This is a genomic window from Silvimonas terrae (genome assembly GCF_014202765.1).
GTDB classification, from domain to species: domain Bacteria; phylum Pseudomonadota; class Gammaproteobacteria; order Burkholderiales; family Chitinibacteraceae; genus Silvimonas; species Silvimonas terrae.
Genome location: NZ_JACHHN010000009.1, coordinates 143707 through 163480 on the forward strand (window position 1 = coordinate 143707; position 19774 = coordinate 163480).

Annotated in this window: 19 protein-coding genes; 9 read left to right on the forward strand and 10 right to left on the reverse strand. The window is 60.1% G+C overall.

Translation table 11 applies throughout. The features are described from left to right. Positions 1-3: 3 nt before the first annotated feature. Complete coding sequence (locus tag HNQ50_RS18735; RefSeq protein ID WP_184102744.1) at positions 4-558, forward strand: hypothetical protein; 555 nt, start codon at positions 4-6, stop codon at positions 556-558. A 75-nt stretch (positions 559-633) separates the two neighbouring features. Here the strand turns inward: HNQ50_RS18735 and yaaA are convergent, their stop codons facing one another. The 8 genes from yaaA to HNQ50_RS18775 form a co-directional block, all read right to left on the reverse strand. After that, complete coding sequence (gene yaaA / locus HNQ50_RS18740) at positions 634-1398, reverse strand: peroxide stress protein YaaA (RefSeq protein WP_184102831.1); 765 nt, start codon at positions 1396-1398, stop codon at positions 634-636. A gap of 109 nt (positions 1399-1507) precedes the next feature. Continuing rightward, positions 1508-2140 (reverse strand): response regulator transcription factor, encoded by a 633-nt coding sequence (locus tag HNQ50_RS18745; RefSeq protein WP_184102745.1) that lies wholly within the window; start codon positions 2138-2140, stop codon positions 1508-1510. Between the two features lie 92 nt (positions 2141-2232). Continuing rightward, positions 2233-4479 (reverse strand): PAS domain-containing sensor histidine kinase, encoded by a 2247-nt coding sequence (locus tag HNQ50_RS18750; protein WP_184102746.1) that lies wholly within the window; start codon positions 4477-4479, stop codon positions 2233-2235. Further along, a complete protein-coding gene (locus HNQ50_RS18755) occupies positions 4476-5477 on the reverse strand; it encodes a 2-hydroxyacid dehydrogenase (RefSeq protein WP_184102747.1) in 1002 nt (333 codons plus the stop codon). The genes HNQ50_RS18750 and HNQ50_RS18755 overlap by 4 nt, the downstream gene beginning before the upstream one ends. A gap of 38 nt (positions 5478-5515) precedes the next feature. Next, entirely contained in the window at positions 5516-5767 is a 252-nt protein-coding gene (locus HNQ50_RS18760; RefSeq protein ID WP_184102748.1) for an RNA-binding protein, read from the reverse strand. 94 nt (positions 5768-5861) lie between these two features. Then, positions 5862-6818 (reverse strand): complex I NDUFA9 subunit family protein, encoded by a 957-nt coding sequence (locus HNQ50_RS18765; RefSeq protein ID WP_184102749.1) that lies wholly within the window; start codon positions 6816-6818, stop codon positions 5862-5864. A 23-nt stretch (positions 6819-6841) separates the two neighbouring features. After that, complete coding sequence (locus HNQ50_RS18770; protein ID WP_184102750.1) at positions 6842-8755, reverse strand: lytic transglycosylase domain-containing protein; 1914 nt, start codon at positions 8753-8755, stop codon at positions 6842-6844. 153 nt (positions 8756-8908) lie between these two features. Then, a complete protein-coding gene (locus HNQ50_RS18775; RefSeq protein WP_184102751.1) occupies positions 8909-9973 on the reverse strand; it encodes a YeiH family protein in 1065 nt (354 codons plus the stop codon). Between the two features lie 124 nt (positions 9974-10097). Here HNQ50_RS18775 and HNQ50_RS18780 point away from each other — a divergent pair, with 124 nt between their 5' ends. The 8 genes from HNQ50_RS18780 to HNQ50_RS18815 all read left to right on the forward strand — a co-directional run bounded on the left by HNQ50_RS18780 (position 10098) and on the right by HNQ50_RS18815 (position 17666). Then, positions 10098-11000, forward strand: a complete 903-nt coding sequence (locus tag HNQ50_RS18780) for a LysR family transcriptional regulator (RefSeq protein WP_221303256.1) — start codon at positions 10098-10100, stop codon at positions 10998-11000. A gap of 74 nt (positions 11001-11074) precedes the next feature. After that, complete coding sequence (glyQ, locus tag HNQ50_RS18785; protein ID WP_184102752.1) at positions 11075-11968, forward strand: glycine--tRNA ligase subunit alpha; 894 nt, start codon at positions 11075-11077, stop codon at positions 11966-11968. 8 nt (positions 11969-11976) lie between these two features. Then, the gene (locus tag HNQ50_RS18790; RefSeq protein WP_184102753.1) at positions 11977-12459 is read left to right on the forward strand and encodes a surface-adhesin E family protein; all 483 of its coding nucleotides are present in this window, start codon (positions 11977-11979) and stop codon (positions 12457-12459) included. Between the two features lie 6 nt (positions 12460-12465). After that, positions 12466-14529: a glycine--tRNA ligase subunit beta gene (gene glyS / locus HNQ50_RS18795; protein ID WP_184102754.1), complete on the forward strand. Its 2064-nt coding sequence runs from the start codon at positions 12466-12468 to the stop codon at positions 14527-14529. Positions 14530-14546: 17 nt separating this feature from the next. Continuing rightward, positions 14547-15101: a D-glycero-beta-D-manno-heptose 1,7-bisphosphate 7-phosphatase gene (gmhB, locus tag HNQ50_RS18800; protein WP_246428788.1), complete on the forward strand. Its 555-nt coding sequence runs from the start codon at positions 14547-14549 to the stop codon at positions 15099-15101. A gap of 39 nt (positions 15102-15140) precedes the next feature. Continuing rightward, positions 15141-15887 (forward strand): lysophospholipid acyltransferase family protein, encoded by a 747-nt coding sequence (locus HNQ50_RS18805; protein WP_184102755.1) that lies wholly within the window; start codon positions 15141-15143, stop codon positions 15885-15887. Then, complete coding sequence (locus tag HNQ50_RS18810; RefSeq protein WP_184102756.1) at positions 15868-16566, forward strand: M48 family metallopeptidase; 699 nt, start codon at positions 15868-15870, stop codon at positions 16564-16566. Before HNQ50_RS18805 ends, HNQ50_RS18810 begins: the two co-directional genes overlap by 20 nt. 161 nt (positions 16567-16727) lie before the next feature. Continuing rightward, the gene (locus tag HNQ50_RS18815) at positions 16728-17666 is read left to right on the forward strand and encodes a polysaccharide biosynthesis/export family protein (protein ID WP_184102757.1); all 939 of its coding nucleotides are present in this window, start codon (positions 16728-16730) and stop codon (positions 17664-17666) included. On the opposite strand, the gene HNQ50_RS18820 is transcribed toward HNQ50_RS18815, so the two are convergent. Both HNQ50_RS18820 and HNQ50_RS18825 read right to left on the reverse strand, forming a co-directional pair. Continuing rightward, a complete protein-coding gene (locus tag HNQ50_RS18820; RefSeq protein ID WP_184102758.1) occupies positions 17600-18598 on the reverse strand; it encodes a hypothetical protein in 999 nt (332 codons plus the stop codon). The genes HNQ50_RS18815 and HNQ50_RS18820 overlap by 67 nt on opposite strands. Next, positions 18595-19773 (reverse strand): type II secretion system F family protein, encoded by a 1179-nt coding sequence (locus HNQ50_RS18825; protein ID WP_184102759.1) that lies wholly within the window; start codon positions 19771-19773, stop codon positions 18595-18597. The genes HNQ50_RS18820 and HNQ50_RS18825 overlap by 4 nt, the downstream gene beginning before the upstream one ends. Between the last annotated feature and the right edge of the window lies 1 nt (position 19774).

The following is a 19774-nucleotide window of genomic DNA, read 5'->3' on the forward strand; positions in this document are numbered from 1 at the left end:
CTGATGCAGCTGCGTCCATGGGCACTCGCATTGTTACTGACAGCAGGTCCGACCTGGGCCACTGACGTACCTGCGACTTTACAGATCACCGGGCAGTCCAAGCAGCAACAGTCGGCCACGCTGACACTCCCTGCGGTCAATCGCCACGGAGAGTTGCAGTTCACGCTGCAACGCGCTGTCTCTGTGGCCGGCTGGCCGGCAGGCCTGCCTACCCGGCTGGGCAAGCAAACGGTGACTTTGCAAATGGCGCCCAACCCCGGCGGTTCAGCGACCTTTCTGCATTTTTCCAGGCCGAATGAGTCCGCGCCGTGGTTATCGCTCATCCAGAACGGCCAGAGCGGTAGCCGTCTACTCAACACTTGGCGCTTGCTGATTCAAGGCGATCGCGTCACCTTGCAAGATCAGGATGATGCCGGGAGACTGGTCGTGCCCGGCCAGCCGGTAATTCTGGTCGATAAAACCGGGGCGCGTTGGCAATTTGCCTTGCTCTCGGTCACGCCTGCCGGCAACAGCACAGACAATCCGCCCCGCGCCAGTTGGTATTTGCGCAAGTTATAACGGCGCTCGTGACAAGAAAAAACCCGACCGTATTGCGGTCGGGTTTTCTTTTTCAGATCGGCCTCATCCTCAAGGTCAGTCTGCCAGCCGTCGCCGGAACACCCACCGCATGGCGTCACTTTCTTGCGCCGCATACGCGTAACCATCCAGATCAAAGCCCTTGAGTTGCTCCGGGTCAGTAATGGCATTTTGCGCGGCGTAGCGAGCCATCAGTCCCCTCGCCCGTTTGGCGAAGAAGCTGATGATTTTGTACTGGCCGTTCTTGTAATCCTCAAACACAGGGGTGATCACCGGGCAGTTGAGCGCTTTGGGTTTGACGGACTTGAAGTATTCGTCCGAGGCCAGATTGACCAGCACGGCGGGCTTGTCGGCATTGATACTGTCGGTCTGGGTTGTGCCCCACCAGGCATAGAGATTCTTGCCTTGTGGATTGGTCAGCGGGCGGCCCATTTCCAGCCGATACGGCTGGATCAGGTCAAAGGGCCGCAAGATGCCATACAAACCAGAGAGAATGCGCAGATGGCGTTCCAGATAATCATGTGCGGCATCGTCCAGCGTGCCGGCGTCCAGCCCCTCATACACATCACCTTTAAACGCAAATACGGCCGGCCGTGCGTTCTTGCGCGTGAAAGGCGTACGCCAGGATTGAAAACGGCCGGCGTTGAGTACGGCCAGGTCGTCCGAGATATCCATCAACTGGCTGATCTGGAGCGGGGTCATGGCCTTGAGGATCTCTACCAGCGGCGCCGCCTGCGCCAGGTGCTTGGGCTTGCTATGACGGTCGGTCGGCAGATCCGAGGTGTAATCCAGGGTTTTGGCAGGAGAAACCACCATCAGCAAAGGCACTTTGGCCTTGCCGGCTTTTTTCAGGGGGATTGTCAGGGGCTGGTTCATGCGCTTGTGGTGTAGTCAGACGAACTGGCCGGCGTTGGCCGGCCAGTTCGTCAGTTTACTCTGCTTCCTGCGTATTGATCTGCGCGTCACGCAAGAGCGCGGCCAGTTCCATGGCGGTTTTGACGTGCATTTTTTCCAGAATGCGGGCGCGGTGAACTTCCACCGTCTTCATGCTGATGGAGAGATCATCCGCAATCTGCTTGTTCAAGCGCCCGGTCAGGATGAGTTTCATCACCTCACGCTCACGCGGGGTCAGGGTGGAAAGACGGATTTCCACAGCGTGTTTGGCCTGCCACTGATTGCGACGCAGGGTATCGGCCTGCAGGCAGTTTTCAACCAGATCGACGATTTCGTTATCGCTGAACGGTTTCTCGACAAAATCTGCCGCTCCGCCTTTGAGTGCGGCCACCGCCATGGGGACATCACCATGGCCGGTCAAAAAGATCACGGGTGGCGTATAGGCGTATTCTTTCAGGCGTTCAAACAGTTCTGTACCGCTCATCCCTGGCATGCGCACATCCAGGATCAGGCAACTGAAGCGCTCCGGGGCGTAGTCAGCGAGGAAAGACTCCGCCGAAGCAAAGGCCTGGACTTCATGGTCACGCGTGGAAAAAAGCCAGGCCAGCGCGTCACGCAATGCGTCGTCATCATCAACGATAGCAATGCGGCCGAAGTTGTTGGCTTTCATGGTGGAGCTCCTTGAGTCTGTATTACGCGTGGCGAAGAGAGCGCCTTTATATCGCGTTTGGGCCGGGCAAAAAAGTAGTATTCGTTTTTCGACTACATTTCCTGTTCGGCGATGACTTCTTCAACGCCGGGAAAAGGTACCGTAAAGATGAAACGTGTGCCACCGCCAGGATTTTCTTCCACCCACATGCGGCCGTGATGATGTTCGATGATGGAGCGGCAGATGTTCAGGCCGATGCCCATACCCGTATCTTTGGTTGAGTAAAACGGCTTGAACAGTTGCTCTCGCTGGGCCGGCGAAATCCCCGTGCCACGGTCAGAAATAGTTACCCGCAGTACGCCTTCATCCCGCAACAGACCAATGGCCAGCGTGCGTTTGTCCTGGGGCGTAGTATCCATGGCTTCCAGCGCGTTTTTGATCAGGTTGAACAGGACTTGTTCCAGCATTACCGCATCGGCAAAAATCGGTGGCATGCCTTCGTGCTGGGCAATACTGATTTCCACACCGCGCCGGACAATTTCATGCCCCAGCAAACCGAGCACCGTATCCAGCAGCGTATTGATATCACAGCGCTGCCGGCGCGGGGCACGGCGCTGCACAAACTCGCGGATACCGCGAATGATATGACCGGCGCGCTTGGCTTGTTCACCCATTTTATCCAGCGCCTGCCCCAGTTGCGGCAAGTTGGGTTCCGGGCTGCCCAGCAAATTGCGGCAACCAGAGACATAACTGGCAATCGCGCCCAGCGGTTGATTGAGTTCATGAGCAAGGCTGGAAGCCATTTCGCCCATGCTGATCAGGCGGCCCGTTTGTTGCAGGGCTTCGGTCTGCTGGCGTTCACGTTCAGCGCCCGATTTGAGCGCGGTGATATCCGAGGCAATTTCCAGCCATACGGCTGAGCCATCTACCCATGTGCTTTGCCGGCTTTTTACCTGATACCAGTGATCCCGATAGGTGTCGTACCACTCGGCGTCCACCGGTGGCTCCGCCCGCCGCAACACCAGCGGCACAATGCAGCAGCGACCGCGCAGATCGGGCAGCTGGAACGCCCGGTCAAACTGCAGGTTGGACATCAACAGTTCGCCGGTTTCGGCATCGGTGACGGCCACGGCGGCATCCAGCCCGTTCAGGACCGCCACAAAGCGCTCGTGCGAGGCTTGCAAGGCTTCGCGTTCGCGGCGGATTTCCGTCACGTCGTGCAGCGAGCCCATCCAGCCAATATGATTGCCATCGCCATCCACAAGGCGTGAGGCGTGGATACGTACATCAAAGCGCTCGCCGTTACGCCGCATCAGCCGCACCATAAAACCGGCCGGCTCGTTGTGGCCGGCAATGATGGCGTCGTAGGTGGCCTGGCAGCGTTCGATTTCTTCGGGCGGCCAGTACGGCATGGGCGGGCGTACTTCACGCAGTTCTTGTGCGCTGTAACCCACCATCTCGCCAAAGGCACGGTTGGTGTAAATGATGCGCCCGCGCCGATCAAACGCGATCATGCCCGACACCAGCGAAGTATCTACGGCATGGCGGAACGCCACCTCCGCCTTGAGCCGTTCTTCCGCTTGTGCGCGCACCCGGATCATGCGATTGAGCGCCGCGGTAGAGGCCAGCATGGCAATGGCCAGCACCAGCATCAAGGCTGGCAGGATGTCGCCCGTCGCGGTGACCGAACCTGCATACAGGTCGCCCTTGAGCTTGAGCGCCAGCGGCGGCGCGGTCAGCAAAATGGTGTGCGACAGCCCGGTGGTATCGAGCTGCCGCTGAAACTTGGCCGCGAGTGGGTGGTCTTGCGCATCCAGCAACGAGATCTGGTAGCGCTGGGCAATCCACCACGGCACCTGCTGTTGCAACAGCGTATCCAGCGCAAACACCGCGACCACGTAACGCTTGCGATCGGGCGTGAGCACAGCGTAGGTCACTTTGGGTTCACCGTGCGAGGTGTTGATATCGCTCCAGCCGCCCCGCCCTTCATACGGCACGGACCAGTTGTTCTGTGTGGCGGCATGCCATAGCACGGTGCCTTTGCCATCCTGCACCGAGAAACTGGCGATTTCCGGGCTGGTCTGGATCAGGGACTGGACACGTGCCTCAAAGATGGCGGTATTGACGTCGGTGACATTGAGCGTGGCAGCCAGCCCGTTAAGCGACTGCACGTCAAAGGTAATCTGCTGCTCAATGGCCTGCTTTTGCCACAGCAAATCCTGTTCCAGCAAGGTGGAACGTTGACTGGAGGCTTCATCGCGTGATTGCAGCAGCCAGGCTGCAAACGCCAGCGTAAACACGCCGGCCAGCAGCCCGGGAATCAGCGGAAGCCAGCGCGAAAACCGGTGGGGTGAGCTCATGCACCGGGTTTTACTGCATTCACCAGCGGCTGTCCATTTTGATAATCAGCAATGTTTTCCATGACGGTATGGGCAATGGCGGCCAGCGCCTCATCGGTCAGGAACCCCTGGTGGGAGGTGATCATGACGTTCGGGAAGGTGGTCAGCCGTGCCAGCATGTCGTCCTTGAGCGCCTGGTGCGACAGGTCTTCAAAGAACACGCCTTCTTCATACTCGTACACATCCAGCCCCACGCCCGCCAGTTGCCCGGTTTTGAGGGACTTGATCAAGGCCTTGGTATCAATCAGCCCACCCCGGCTGGTATTGATAATGACCGAGCCATGCTTCATTTTGGCCAGCGCGGTGGCATTGATCAGATGATGCGTTTCTGCGGTCAGCGGCGCATGCAAAGAGATGATGTCCGATTGCGCCAGCAAAGTATCAATGTCCACAAACTCGCAACCGATCTGCGCGGCCCGTTCGGCCGAGGGGTAGCGATCATAGGCCAGCACGCGGCAGCCAAAGCCCTTGGCGATGTTCATCGCTGCCACACCAATCTTGCCCGCGCCAATCACACCAAAGGTACGGCCATGCAGATTGAAACCGACCAGCCCGTCCAGCGAAAAGTTGCCTTCACGCACGCGCTGGTAAGCGCGGTGGGTTTTGCGCACCAGGGTGAGCAACAGTGCAAACACATGTTCGGCTACGGCTTCCGGTGAATAAGCCGGCACGCGCGTCACGGCGATACCCAGTTCCGCCGCAGCGACAATGTCCACACCGTTGAAACCGGCGCAACGCAAGGCAACATGACGCACATCCAGCTTTGCCATTTGCTCGAGCACGGCGCGATCAAGCCGATCGTTTACAAATGGGCAAACGACGTCATGGCCCGCCACCAGCGGAACGGTATTGTGGTTAAGTCGGTCTTCAAAAAAGGTCAGTTCGTAACCAAATTTGCCGGCAGCCTCCTCGAGGCCGCTGCGGTCATAACGTTTGGTATCAAATACCGCAATGCGCATTGCGCTCTCCAGTGGGGCCAGTGATCCAGCCCTTGTTATCAGTTACCCCAACCCAGCGTGCTATGGGCGCAGCGCAGTTGGCGCTCACGCCACAGATGGCCTTCCAGCTGGCGCGAAATGGCGCCCACGTCGACATCAGGCAAGTCAATGGTGACCAGTGCGGCTGTGCGCTCTGCGCCTTCGGCCATGGTGATCTCGCCCAGCTTGGGCACACCCAATTCAACCAGCATGGCGCGTAAATCATCAAGGGAAACATCCGGCGGCAGATTGCCAATCAGGATTTGAGCCATGGAACGACACTCCTGTCTATCTAAGGGAAGAGAAAACGGTGAACTCAGTGTAGGCGCATCAAGGCGCTGGAAAAAGCTACAAAATGACGCCGCGTTATCGCGGGTGCCGGGCGCGCCAACGGGCATAGCGCCCTTTGCGGGCCCGCACCGAAAGCCACGCCGGAGCGACTGACTCCAGCGCCGTGGGCGCAAACCCAAGGCGCACCGGTGCAAAGGGCTGGCTGGAGATATTATCTACCTGCATGGAATTGAGGTTATCGCGCGAGATCGGGGGGTTGGGTAACCATGCCATCAGCGCGGCTTGTAAGCGCCCGGCCCAGTCCGGCAGCGGAATCACCGTGCGCGAGTGACCGCTGATACGCCCGGCGTAATGCACCAGTTCGGCAAGGGTATAGACTTTGGGGCCCGCCAGATCAAAGCGCTGGCCGATCCAGTCCCGATGCCGCAGGGCCGCCACAAAGGCTTCCACCACATCCTGGACCCACACCGGCTGGAACCGCGCCCGGGCGCAGGCCAGCGGCACAACCGGGGCCAGCGCCTGCAACTGGGCAAACAGGTTCAGGAACTGGTCTTCCTCTCCAAACACAACAGAGGGCCGAAAAATAGTCCAGGGCAACGGGCTTTGCGCCACCAGTTCCTCGGCCTGCCCTTTGCTGCGCTGATACATGGAAGGGCCGTTCGGGTCTGCCCCCAGCGCGCTCATATGCAGATAACGCTGAACATCATGACGCTGGCAAGCAGTGAGGATACGCTGGGTCAGCGTGACGTGGGCATGCTCAAACTGGCGTTGCGAGCCTTGCAAGATGCCCACCAGATTGATCACGACGCCTTGTTCCGGCACCAGACTATCCAGCGTGGCGCCATCAAATACGTTGGCTTGCACCACCGTGACACCCGGCAAGGTCAAAAGGCGCGCGCGGGCACGTTCCCGGTCACGAGTGGGAATGGTGACTTCATACCCATCACGACATAACCGGGCCGTCAGCGCCCGGCCTATAAAGCCACTACCGCCAATCAACAACACATGCGGCCGGTTTGCCTGTAGCGCCATGCCTTGCCTCCGCTGGCCCGGTCTTAAGGGGCGTCGATCGTCGCTGCGTCTGCGTTCTTGCCTGGCACGGGCGTCAGACGCTGGTGGAACGGTGTGGTCTCGCCAAACGTGGCACCGTACAGCTGGGCGTTGGTCATGACCTTTTTCACGTAATCCCGTGTTTCTTCAAACGGGATCGTTTCAATATAGACAAGCGGATCAAGCTGGCGGTTGTCGTCCTGCCATGCTTTGGCCCGGCCAGGCCCGGCGTTGTAGCCAGCGGTGGCCAGAATGGCCTGACCGCCCAGCCGGTCCAGAATGTACTTCAGGTAGTAAGCACCGTAGCTGACGTTAACATCCGGGTCCGTCAAGGACGACAGATCAATCTTCTTCTGCCCGTTCTTGCGGCCAACCCATTGCGCTGTTGTGGGCATCAGCTGCATCAGGCCGGTGGCACCTGCGCCAGAGCGGATATCCGCCACAAAACGGCTTTCCTGGCGGATCAGGCCGTACACCCATGCCGGGTCCAGGCCCTGATTGCGCGCCTCACGCTCAACCTGGTTGCGATACGGAGTGGGATAACGCAGGCTCAGCGGCGACAGTGCTCGTGCGCGCTCAGCGGCGTAAATCGAGCGGTCATAAATCTTGTTGCGCTCTGCCAGCACCGCTGCGGCCACGAGTTCCTGGTCAGAAAGCCCGCGCATCGCCCAGTTCCATTCCCGCACGCCTTCTACCCGCCAGTTCTGGTCATACAGTGCCAACGCGCGGATCACGCCCGGTTTAGCCGCGACAGTCCGTACATCCTGATCCACCGGCACATAGTTTTGCGGCGCCGCGGTCAGGGTTGGGCCCGATTCTTCCCGCGCCAGCAACGAATAGAAATCATCCCCTGCCGACAGTTGCAACAGGACCGGCGCCGCTTCGGTGGCCCGATTGGCGCGCTTGAGTGCCTGGGCATACCAGTACCGCCAGGCATTCTCGTTCGCCTGCTCCTGGGGCATGGCAACGATGCGATCGAGCACGGCATTCATGTCGCCCGCACGCAAGGCCGCACGTACCGACCACGCGCGGCCATCGGCATCCAGCCCTTCCAGACCACCTTTGGCAAACCAGGTGCTCGCCAGCGGATGCTGCTTTTTGGCGGCAATTTCTGCAATCTGTTGCCAGGCATAGCGCCGATCGCTCTCACTGAGCTTGCCCTTGAGCGACTCAACCATGTCAGCGGCGGCGTCCGGGTCTGAACGGGCGGTTTTCTGCACAATAAAGAGCGCTGTTTCACGCGCAGCACGGCGGCTGAAGTCCAGCCGGGCCAGGACCTTGGGGGCCTGCGCCGCATTGGCCGCCTGACCCAGTGCCCGCACGGTCAACTCTGGCGGAAAGCCAACGCGCGGGGCCAGTTGTGCAGCAAATTCGCTCCGCCCAGCCGACAAGGCCATGCGTACACGCGTCCAGGCATCTTCTTCAGTCAGCTGCCCTGCGGTAAACAGCGCATCAAACACCGGTGCGCAACTTTCGGGCTGACCTTTTTCGGTAAACCACAGGCCGCGCAAACCCGAGACATCGGCACTGCCTTGTGTGGCAAAGCGCGCCTGCGCATTCAGGCATTGCAAATCGACGGAGGGCGAATCCAGTTTTGGATAGTCTGCCAGGTAGTGTGGCCAGTCTTGCCGGCGCGCCAGTTCCTTGAGCCAGTCCTGGCGCAGACGATCTGCCAGCGGCGTGCCATCGTAGCGACCAAGGAATGCATCGACATCCTCAGCGGAAACACTGGTGAGCTGCGTGCTCAAGAGGTAATAGCGCGGGTACATTTCCAGCGGATCGCCCTGCGCACCATCTGCCATGCGGGCAAGCGCCGGCAAATCCCGACTGCGGGCTGCTTCACGCAAAGAGGAAAGGTCAATCCGGGCCTGAGCGACCACACTGGCCGCCACAAGACATACAAAGAGGGGAAATTTCATGAAACCGGTAACTCAAGGGCGTTGATTGGCGCGGGCACGCTGGCGGTGCAGCCGAGGTTTTGCCCAAGCATAGGGCAAGCCAGGCCCTGTGTCACAGGTCATTTTTGTGTCAGCAGGTACGGATTTGTCTTATAGCCGTACCTGCACCCGCGTTCAGATATGCAATAGCGCCCGCACACCCACGTTAATGACCGCGCCACCTGCAATCAGCCAGGCAAACAGCAGCGTTGCCAGCAGCAAGGGTTTGACCCCGGCGGCGCGGATGGCGGTGATGCGGGTATCCAGACCCAGCGCAGCCATCGCCATGGCCAGCAATAATGTATCGAGTTGCAGCAAGCCATTGACCACCGGCTGCGGCACCCAGCCCAGTGAATGCACACCCGCCATGACAATAAACAGCACGGCAAACCACGGGATGGTGATGCCACCACGCTGGCCTTCATGCCGGGCTTGCGGCGTGCGGGCCATCCACCAGGACACGGCAATCAGGAATGGCGCCAGCATCATCACGCGGATCATCTTGGCAATCACGGCGGTGTCTGCGGTGGCCGCACTGACCTGGCTGGCCGCCGCAACCACTTGCGCCACCTCATGAATGGTCGAGCCGGTATAGATGCCGAATGCCTGTGGCGACACCGCCCAACCCAAGTGATGCACCAGCGGGTACAGCGCCGGGTATACAAACATGGACAGCGTGCCGAACACCACCACCGTCGATACCGCAATGGTCACCGTTGACGGTTTGGCGCGCAGCACCGGCTCGGTCGCCAGCACGGCGGCTGCGCCGCAAATGGCACTGCCAGAACCGATCAGCAATGCCGTTTGCTTATCCAGCTTGAGCCAGCGGGTACCGACCTGATAAGCGATGAACAACGTGCTCGTCAGCACCAGGGCGTCGATCAGGATGGCAGAGATACCGACGGCACCAATTTGCTGAAAAGTCAGGCGAAATCCATAAAGAATAATGCCCAGGCGCAGGAGCTTTTGTTTGGAGAAACCCACGCCGGCACCTGCCGTGGCCCCCATGGCCGGATACGCTGTATTGCCCAAGACCATGCCGCCCACGATCGCCAGCGTCAGGGCGGACAAACCGCTTGCTGACAGAGCCGGCAGCCCGGCCAGCCACATGGCCGCGGCCGCCAGTGCCAGCGTCAGGACAAGGCCGGGACCAAAGCGCCACAGCCCAGCCGTAGCACTGGCCAGTTCAAACCTTGCCATTGCTGATTTTTGTTCAATGTTTTCCATGACTTGCCTCGGCACATCCAGATCGACAACGTCATAATATTATTTTTGGTTATATATTAATAACCAATAGTTTCGTTACAACCAATCGGAAAAATCGATGATCAAACTCACCCTGCGCGAACTGGAGATTTTTCTGGCAACCGCGCGTGCCGGCGGCGTCACTGCGGCGGCAGAACAGATCGGGCTGTCGCAATCGGCGGCCAGTAGCGCGCTGGGTGAACTGGAACGGCGGCTGGGCGTGCAATTGTTCGATCGCGTAGGGCGACGACTGGAACTGAACGAGCATGGTCGCTGGTTGCTGCCCCAGGCCGAAGCCGTACTGGCACAAGCCAGCGAGATTGAAAGCCGCTTCAATACCGACGCGCCAGCCCGTTTGCGCTTGTATGCCAGCTCCACCATTGGCAACCGCGTCATGCCGGCGTTGATTGCACGCTTTTTGCAGCAGGCGCCCGCAAACCGGATTGAACTGGCAATTGGTAACACCGCCGATGCCGTCGCCACCGTTGCCGCATTTGAAGCCGACATGGGTTTGATTGAGGGCATTTGCGACGATGCGCGCATCCTGATTGAACCCTGGTTGCGTGATGAACTGGTCATCGTCGCCGCGCCGGATCACCCGCTGGCCGGTGTATCTGCCACACCGCAACAACTGGCCAGCCAGCGCTGGCTACTGCGTGAGCCAGGCTCTGGCACGCGCGAAGTGTTATCCGGCGCGCTGGCCCCCCTGGTCGGCAGCCTTGATGTTGCGCTGGAGTTGGGCAGTAGCGAAGCCATCAAGGGCGCGGTGCGGGCGGGGCTTGGGCTGGCGTGTCTTTCCCGGCGCACCGTCGGGGGTGAACTGGCGCGCGGCGAGTTGGTCGCGGTCGGTGCACCCGACCTTGATCTGACGCGGCATTTTTACCTGATTCGCGCGCGCGACAAGGTCCCGACCCAAGGCATGCAGCGCTTTCACGCCTGGTGCATGGCACAGCTGGCGGAGGAATCCAGCGCAGCAACGTAACCCAAATGGGCCAATTGCAAGTAGAATCAGCGGGTTTAGAGTGGACCACCGCCTGCTACGGCCGAGAACAACGAATGCTGACTTTCCAGGAAATCCTGCTTACCCTGCAAACCTACTGGGCGCGCCAGGGCTGTGCCTTGTTGCAACCGTACGATATGGAAATGGGTGCCGGGACCTCACACACCGCCACCTTCCTGCGCGCCATTGGCCCAGAGCCGTGGAACGCCGCCTATGTACAACCGTCGCGCCGCCCGAAAGACGGCCGTTACGGCGAAAACCCCAATCGTCTGCAGCACTACTATCAATTTCAGGTGGTGCTCAAACCGTCGCCGGATAACATCCAGGACCTGTACCTGGGTTCGCTGCGTGAGTTGGGCATCGACCCGACCGTACACGACATCCGTTTTGTCGAAGACGACTGGGAAAACCCGACGCTGGGCGCCTGGGGGATGGGCTGGGAAGTCTGGCTGAACGGCATGGAAGTCACGCAATTCACCTACTTCCAGCAAGTGGGCGGCCTGGATTGCAAGCCGGTGCTGGGTGAAATCACCTACGGCACTGAACGGCTGGCCATGTATCTGCAAGGCGTAGAAAACGTCTATGACCTGATCTGGACACGTTATCCGGATGGCCAGGTGGTGACCTACGGCGATATCTATCACCAGAATGAAGTCGAGCAATCGACCTACAACTTCGAGTATTCCAATGTCGAGTTGTTGCTGAGCCTGTTCAACAGCTTTGAGGCCGAAGCCGGCAAGCTGCTGGAAGCCGGCCTGGCGCTGCCAGGTTACGAGATGATTCTGAAAGCCGCGCACGCCTTCAACCTGCTGGATGCCCGCGGGGCGATCTCGGTCACCGAGCGCGCCGCCTACATTGGCCGTATCCGCACGCTGGCCCGACTGGTCGCGCAGGCCTATCACGATTCGCGCGAGGCACTGGGCTTTCCCATGTGCAAACCGCAGGCCTGAGCCCTAAGATGCGTCTTTACGCCGCCCTCCTCCTTGCCGCCCTTGCCCTGACTGCCTGTGGCAAGTTTGACGATGGCACTCATGGCCCGCAGCCGGTCCCCAGAGAAGGCGAATGGCGCTCGTACGGTGACATGGCAGACTTTGAAGTGCTGGCGGATATCAAATCCATCGGTCATCACGAACGTGATGCCGACGCTAACTACACCTATGTGTGGATGTTGCAGCACTTCAAGCAAAACCAGGTGGATGGCACGTCCAAAGGCATCTACCGCAAGAAATACATGCGCCAGGCCATTGATTGCCCCAGCGGGCGCATGGCCGGCATCGCGGTAGAACTGCGCTCGGAAGACGATGAAATCGTCGCCCGCTATGACGTGCCCGGCTACCAGTGGGAGTTCGAAACCCCCGCCCCCGATACCTACGGTTCGGACTTCGTGAAGCAGGTCTGCCAGATCATGAAGCACGAAGACGACCAAGCCAAGAACGAGTAAACAACGATGTCGCAAACCCTGCTGATCGAACTTTTTACTGAAGAACTGCCGCCCAAGGCGCTGCCCCGTCTGGGCGCCTCGTTTGCCCAGACACTGTTTGATGAACTCGCCCGTCTGGGTTTTGTGAGCAAGGACGTTGAGTTTCACCCGTTTGCCAGCCCTCGCCGCCTTGCCGTGTCGATTCCCGGCGTACTGGCGGTGCAGCCTGATCAAGCCATCGAGAAAAAAGGCCCGGCCGTCGCGGCTGGCTTCAAGGATGGCCAACCCACACCGGCGCTGGCCGGCTTTGCCCGTTCTTGTGGCGTCACCCCTGACCAGCTGGAAAAAGGTCACGACGGCAAACAAGATGTCTTTGTGTTCCGTACTACCAAAACCGGCGAGCCGCTGACCAGTGTCTTGTCTGGCCTCGTTGAACTGGCACTCAAAAAACTGCCGGCGCCCAAGATGATGCGCTGGGGCAGCCGCGATGGTCAGTTTATCCGCCCGATTCATGGCCTGATTGCCCTGCATGGCACGGATGTCATCCCCACCAAGGCACTGCACCTGGATGCCGGCCGCATCACTCGTGGTCATCGTTTCCTCGCCAAGGCCGATGAAATCAGCCTGGCCAATGCCGACACTTACGCCCGCACGCTGTTTGAAGAGGGTAAAGTAGTCGCCAGCTTCGCGGCCCGTCGGCATCTGATTGAAGACCGTCTGACCCAGGCTGCGCATGCCATTGATGCGACCATCGCCCCGTCTGATGGCCTGCTTGATGAGGTGACCGCGCTGGTCGAATGGCCGGTGGTCTATACCGGCGAATTCAGCGCGGACTTTCTCAAGGTGCCGCAGGAGTGTCTGATCCTCTCGATGCAGCAGCATCAGAAGTATTTCCCGCTGCTCGATGCCAACGGCAAGCTCTTGCCCAGGTTCCTGGTCGTCTCCAACTTGGAAACCGCGGACCCGTCGCATATCATTCACGGCAATGAGCGCGTACTGCGCGCCCGCCTGTCCGACGCCCGCTTTTTCTTTGAGCAAGACCAGAAGATCAAGCTGGAAGGCCGCGTCGGCAAGCTGCGCCAGGTGGTGTATCACAACAAGATTGGCACGCAATATGAGCGCGTGGAACGCCTGGCCCGTCTGGCCGGCGAATTTGCTGCAGCCTTGGGTGCAGACCGCAAGCTGGCTGAACGCGCAGCATACCTCGCCAAGGCCGATCTGGTGTCGGACATGGTCGGCGAGTTCCCGGAACTGCAAGGCATCATGGGCATGCACTACGCCCGTATTGATGGCGAAGATGAGCAAGTCGCGCGCGCCATTGAAGGTCACTATCACCCCCGTTTTGCCGGCGATACACTGCCGGAAGGCCCGATCGCCCTGTCTGTGGCGCTGGCGGACAAACTCGAATCCATTGTCGGCATCTATGGCATTGGCCTGATCCCGACCGGCGACAAAGACCCGTTTGGCCTGCGTCGCGCCGCACTAGGCGTGCTGCGTATGTTGCTGGACCAGCCGCTCAATCTCAAATCGCTGCTGGTTGCCACTGCGGCCACCTTCCCGGCGGGCGTGGTCAGCCACGATGTGGCCGATAGCGTGTTCGACTTCATGCAAGAACGCCTGCGCAACTACCTGGCAGCGGACTACCCCACGGCCGACATCGACGCCGTACTGGCGCTCAAGCCGGTGCGCCTGGACGACGTGCAAAAGCGTCTGGATGCGGTTGCCCAATTCAAGGCACTGCCAGAATCCACCGCCCTGGCTGCGGCCAACAAGCGTATCCGCAATATTCTGAAGAAAGTGGAAGGCGACATTCCGGCGCTGAATCCGGCGCTATTTGCAGAAAGCGCGGAGACAACCCTGCACAATGCCGCTGTTGCAGTCACCGGCCCGGTCAACACGGCATTGGCCGCGCAGGACTTTACTGGCGCGCTCAAGCAACTGGCCGCCCTCAAGGCCCCGGTCGATGCGTTCTTTGATGGCGTGATGGTCATGGCTGATGATCTGGCCGTGCGTAACAACCGCCTGGCTTTGCTGGCGGGGCTGGCTGAACTGATGAACCGCGTGGCAGAACTGTCGCTGCTGGCTGAATAACCTCTCCGGGTGCCGTCATGCCTCACATGCAACTCAAACTGCTGATTCTGGATCGTGACGGCGTCATTAACGAGGATGACCCAGGATATATCAAGTCGCCGGAAGAGTGGATCCCCATTCCCGGCAGCCTGGAAGCCATGGGTGAACTGACCCGCGCCGGCTGGTCGCTGGTGGTCGCCACCAACCAGTCTGGCGTGGCACGCGGTTACTACAATGTGGAAACCCTCAACCGGATCCACGCCCGCATGTATAAAGCCGTGAACGAAGCCGGCGGGCATATCGACGCTGTGTTTTTCTGTCCGCACGGCCCGGAAGACAACTGCGGTTGCCGCAAGCCTTTACCCGGCATGATTCTGGATATTGTACGGCGCTATAACATTCAACCGGCCGACTGCATCATGGTCGGTGACAGTCAGCGGGATCTGGAATGTATTGTCGCCGCAGGCGGCAAACCCATTCTGGTACGCACCGGCAACGGTGCCAAAACCGAAGCCGCAGGCAAACTGCCGGCCGGCACGCTGGTTTTCAACGATCTCGCCGCGGTGGCGCGTCATTTGCTAAGCGGCAACTGATCCCGGCGGTCAAACAACAAGCAAGGAAGTCCCCCTGTCATGGTGTTGTTGCGTTCCCTCATTTACTGGCTGGTGTTCTGTATTGTGACGCCGATCTACGCGGTGATCTGCTTTCTGATCCTGCCCTTGCCCAAATACACTCGCGTCAAGATCATCTCCGGCTGGTGCCACATCCTGATCTGGTGTCTCAAAGTCATTTGCGGGTTGCGGTACCAGATCGTCGGCCGGGAGAACATCCCCAAGGGGCCCGCCATGATCATGTGCAAACACCAATCAGCCTGGGAAACCATGGGCCTGCAACTGGTGTTCCCGCCGGCCGTATTTGTGGTCAAACGCGAACTCTTCATGATCCCGGTTTTTGGCTGGGGTCTGCGCGCTGCCGCGCCGATTGCCATTGACCGCTCCAATCGTGGTGAAGCCCAGCGCCTGCTGATGGAACAAGGCCGTGACCGGGTCGATAACGGTCTGTGGATTTCCATTTTCCCGGAAGGTACCCGCATTGCGCCGGGCCAGCGCGGTAAATACAAGCACGGCGGCGCACGTCTGGCATCCAGCCTCCATATTCCGGTGGTGCCGGTGGCGGTCAATGCGGGTGAATTCTGGCCACGTAATTCTTTCCTTAAATATCCGGGCATGATCACCATGTCGATTGGCCCGGTCATTGAGACCATGGATCGCGTGGCAGAAGAAGTCACGGTTGAAGTAGAAAACTGGATTGAAACCGAACAGGCCCGCATCCAGGGTGCCGGGCCGTGCTTTCCAAAAAATGGGCACACAAAAGCTTGAACTTGCCGATGGCGAGGTGCTGGAGTACGTACTGACCCGCAGCGCCCGCCGCCGCTCAATCGGACTGAAAATCGACCATAGCGGGTTGACGCTGATCATCCCCGCCAGGGCAACCATTGCCGACGCAGAACGCGCCATCCGCGCCAAAATTGCCTGGATACGCGGCCACCTGACGCGCTTGAAAAGCCTGCCCCCTCCGCCACCGGCGCTGTTGCACAACGGTGCGGCCATTCAGTGGCTGGGGCAGCCTTGCCGGATTGCCGCGCCCGCCCCGCGCAGCAAACTCACCGACAACATCCTGGCCCTGGCCAGCAAGGCCGAAAGCCCTGAGGCCGTCCGCGACGCCTTCATCCGCTTTAGCCGCTCCACCGCCCGTATTTATTTTGCCCAGCGTGCGGCCCACTTTGCCCCAAATATGCAAGTCAATCCGCGACGCATTCTGTTGACCAGTGCAAGCACGCGCTGGGGCTCCTGCACAGCGGCGGGCGACGTGCGCATTCACTGGCGCTTGATGCAAGCGCCACCCGCGGTGATCGATTACGTCATCGTCCACGAGTTGGCCCATCTCAAAGAGATGAATCACTCGCCCCGCTTCTGGGCCGAAGTGGAAAAAATGATGCCCGACTGGAAAAACCACCGCCAATGGTTGCGCCAGTACGGTGCGACCCTGCATGGGTGATCCAGCTCTCACCGCACGGTCATTTTAGGGCCCCTCCGATATTCTTATAATTCCTCAGTCCCTAAGCTTCGTGGCTTGCTTGATATCCCCACGTTTGCTTTGATTCAACCCAGGCACGTCCGGCCAGATATCAGCGTTTCTTGATTGCCTGCTGAGTTCTTATGATGTCTGGACGTACCCGTTTTATCGCTGTCACAACCGCCCTCATCATCGCGGGACCCACTGCGGCCTTCGCCGCAGACGTGATGCCGTCGCCCCTCTATCCAGTCGGTGCGCCAGCGCTGTCCAACAGCCAGACGCTCCCCCAACCGGCCAAGCCACCTGTCAGTAACGTCATGCCGGTTTCCCCGGCCCCGGCAGCGCCCCTGGAGCGGCTCACTTGTCGCTCCGGCGACCTCACGGATTTCCAGAAATACCTGTGCCGTTCCGCCGGGCTCGCCCTGCCGCTATTTGGCCAAAGTATCTTTGCGCGGCAGTCGGCATTTTTACCCACCGAGAGTTCACCCGTCGGCCCGGACTATGTACTCGGCCCGGGCGACCAGTTTGGCGTGCGCATCTGGGGCTCTATCGACGCAGACTTGCAACTGGTCATTGATCGCAACGGCACGGTGTTCATCCCCAAGGTAGGCAATATCAACCTCGCAGGGGTGCCCTACGGCATGCTGCGCCAGCAAATCAGCAACGCCGTCGGCCGTGTTTACCGCAACTTTGATGTCTCGGTGAATATGGGCCAGTTGCGCATGCTGCCCATCTTTGTGACCGGCCAGGCCACCAATCCAGGCAGCTACACGCTGAACCCGCTCTCCACCCTCGTCACCGCTTTGTTTGCGGCAGGCGGCCCCAGCGCGGCCGGTAGCATGCGCGATATCCAGATCAAGCGCGGCGGCCAGATCGTGGCACACTTTGACCTGTACGATCTGCTGCTCAAGGGCGACAAGAGCCACGACATTTTGCTGCAGCCAGGCGATGTGCTGCATATCCCGGCCGCCAATCCGCAAGTCGCTATCTACGGCTCGATCAAGGTCCCCGGCATTTATGAAGTCAACCCCATCCGCGTGATCGACGTGCCGCGCCCCTCCAGCAATTGCAGCGCGGCGTGATCCAGCACGGCAAACCGGGCGCTTTGAGTCGCTGTGGCGGGCACACGGCCAATGCCGCTGGGCATTTGCCAGGATAAATAGAGCAACAAGGCGCTGTAAACGATGGCCAGTGCGCTCAATACCAAAGCGCCCCAATACCCGCGGTGGTTCAGACGCTGGCGGGCTTGTCGCACCAGCAAGGGCCCATTTAGCCAGGCGCGGTGACGCAACAGCGCAGCCCGGCTGCGTTGCGCTGGGTGGATACTTGCAAAACGGCTGGCGACCGCCAGTTGCAAGTCCGGCCAGTGTTGCGTCAGCAGTGTGCGGACGGCGGCTTCATCCAGGCCGCTTTCCGGGTCGATACACACGCTCAGTTGCGCTGGCAACAAACCGGCTTCATCCAGATGGCGGCAGGTGGTGACGAGATCGCCCTCGGGCTGGTGTTCGTCCTGACACAAGCGGGTAAACAGGACGCGCCCCTTTTGCGTCAGCGCATGACGCAGACCACCACGCAATCCCTGTGCAACAATCAGTCGGGGGATGGCATCAGCGGCCCCGGCCTCAGCCAACAAACTGGACTGAAAACAGATGCCATTGATATGGGCTGCCGGGCTCTGTACAAACGCCATCGCCAGAGCCGTGGTGTTTTCCGTCGCAGCAAGCCCATGCAACACCGCCTGCGCGGTGGGCTCCATGCTCGCCTTTGCGCAAAACCAGCCCGGGAAATGCTGTTGCAACCTGGCGCGCAGCCAGGGTTTGCGGTCTGCCGGCTTCAGATCGGGCAGGTTGATCCATGCGCATTCTTCTTCCGGCAAATCCAGCACCATCAGCACGGATGCCTCCGGCAGGGATGGCAGCGTGCCGGCGGCCTGCGGCCCGGCCTGCCACCGCCCGCGCCGCCAGAGATACCAGCAATACCCTTCGGCCCCGATCAGTAATAGTCTGTCAGTCATCGCATGCGCGCCAGGTTGTCGAACACCGGGCCCAGCACGGCCAGCATGATCCAGCCCAGCAAGCCACCCAGTACCAGAGTCAGCATGGGTTCGATCAGGCTTTGCAGGCGCTGGGCACGCTCCTCGACCAATCGCTGGTAATACAGGGCGGCCTGGCGCAACGATGTCCCCAACTGGCCCGTCGCCTCACCCGTGCGCAACATGGCCATCAGCAAAGGCGGGATGACATCCACACTGGCGAAGGCTTGCGATAACGTTGCGCCGGCTTCTACCTTTGGGCGAATCTGGCTCAAGGTCGTGGCAAGGGCCGGGCGGGTTAAGGTCGCCACCGCAATATCCAGCGCCTCCAGCAGCGGAACGCCCGCGTCGTACAGCATGGCCAACTGGCGCGCATACTGGGCCAGGGCAGATTGATGCAGCAATGTACCCGCCACGGGCAAGCGCATCAGAAGGCGGTCGGCACGCACACTGGAGCGGCGGATACAGGCCAGCAACGCCATCGCCATTGCCGCCAGGCCCAAGGCCAGCCAGCCGCCAAAATGCAGGAGCCCGTCACTGACAGCCAGCAACAGACGGGTGGACCAGGGCAAGCTGCCGCCGGTGTCCATGACAAAGTCCCTGACCTGCGGCATCACGCTGGTCAGCAGAAAAACCGTGGCGCCCAGCATGACCAGGGAGGCACATGCCGGGTAATACAGCGCTTTGCGCGTCTTGTTCGCCATGTCTTCGCGCCAGAGAAAACTGTCTTTCAGGTCTTGCAGAACCTCCACCAGCTGACCGCTGGTTTCGCCCGCTTTAACCCCACACACCAGCGCAACACCAAAGCACCGGCTATGCGCCGCGAGCGCGGCGGAAAAAGCCGCACCGTTGCGAATGCGGTTCAGTACATCCGGCAAGGCGTATGCCAGCGGGCCTGCCGGTAGCGCGTTGGCCAGCAACGCCAGCGCTTCCAGCAAAGAAATACCGGCCGCCAGCAACTGGGCCAGGTGAAAGCAGAAGTCCCCACGTGCGCGCCAGCCCGGGTCTTGTCGACGGGTGCCCCTGACTGGCCGGGCGTGTAACAGCGTGATGGATTGCCCGGCCAGATCGGCTTCCAGCGTGATCAAAGAGTCAGCATGGCCTTCGCCTTGCAGGCGCTTGCCCTCAGCGGAGATGGCCCGGTAGCGATAGCGCATG